Source organism: Variovorax sp. OK212 (assembly GCF_900112425.1).
GTDB lineage: Bacteria > Pseudomonadota > Gammaproteobacteria > Burkholderiales > Burkholderiaceae_C > Variovorax.
This window is the reverse complement of the sequence record NZ_FOLP01000063.1, coordinates 1-1,249: the sequence shown is the minus strand read 5'-3', so window position 1 is coordinate 1,249 and position 1,249 is coordinate 1. Positions and strand designations below refer to the sequence as shown.

Here is a 1,249-nt window from a genome sequence, read left to right as displayed (position 1 = left end):
AGGCTGCTGAAATACTCCCCCGCCAAGCGAGCCACCCTCTGGGGCGAGAGGTTGGTTTTCACATGGTGCGTCAGGCAGCAATTTCTGAAGCCGTTTTCGCTTTTTTGCGGGAGCGTCTGGGGGCGTTTGCGTGCCTCAGAGCGCCTGCTGACGGATTTGCCCCAGTGAGCGCATGCGCGTCAAGTTGTAGGCCGTCTTCGTCAGCACGAACAGATGGTCCACGCGCTGAAGGCCACGCACCATCACCTGGCGAATGCGTCCTACCGTCTTGGCCCAGCCGAAGCCCTGCTCGATGAGCTTGCGCTTGCGCTGTGAGAGCGCGTAGCCCTCGCTCGCAGCAATGACGTCGGGTACCGCTGAGCGCTGAGCGCCGTCTCGATATGTTCTGCGCCACGTGCGGGATCACACCCATGTCCTGGCACGCGCGGATGAATTCCTGCGCGTCATAGCCCTTGTCCGCGCCCAGCGTGATGCTGATCGTGTCGTCGTGCGCCGCCTCGCAAGCGGCATTGATCATGACCTTGGCTGCTTCCCGCTCAGCATGACCATCGGCGGTGGTGACCATGGCGTTGGCAATCAGGCCATGGCGGTTGTCCGCGAGGGTATGGCCCATGTAGCGCATCTCACTGGCCGTCTTGCCCTTGCAGTACAGCCGCGCGTCGGCGTCGGTGCGCGAAGCGTGGGTGTCGTTGCTGCGGCTCTGGCCCTTGAAGCTGGTGCTGCCGCTCGTGGTGGTGCCGGTGTCACCACCATCGCCATTCTTGTCATCGTCACTGCCGCCATCCTTGCGCACGAAGCTGCGGTGACTGGCCCAGGCCTGGATGAGGGTGCCATCGACACTGAAGTGCTCACCCGACAACCACCCCTTGTGATCCGCCGTCTCCACGATGTGGTTGAACAGTTCGATGATCGCGTCGTGCGCAATGAGTCGCTCGCGGTTCTTGGTGAAACGCTGGGAACCCAGACCGCATCGTCCATGGCCAGCCCTATGAACCAGCGATACAACAGGTTGTATTGGGTCTGCTCCATGAGCTGGCGCTCCGAGCGAACGCTGAAGAAGATTTGCACGAGCATCGCGCGCAGCAACTTCTCCGGTGCGATGCTGGGGCGCCCGCCCTTGATGTCGGCCTCATACATGCCGGCGAACAGGCCGTCCATCTTGAGCAGCGCTTCGTTGACCATGGCCCGGATCGGGCGCAGCGGATGATCTGCAGGCACGAAGTCCTCCAGGCGGCGCATCGTGAACAGG

Annotated in this window: 1 pseudogene; it reads right to left on the bottom strand. The window is 62.5% G+C overall.

From position 1 onward, the window contains the following. Positions 1-135 precede the first annotated feature (135 nt). Positions 136-1,248 (bottom strand): annotated as a pseudogene (locus BM004_RS40505) (IS5 family transposase). Position 1,249 lies beyond the last annotated feature (1 nt).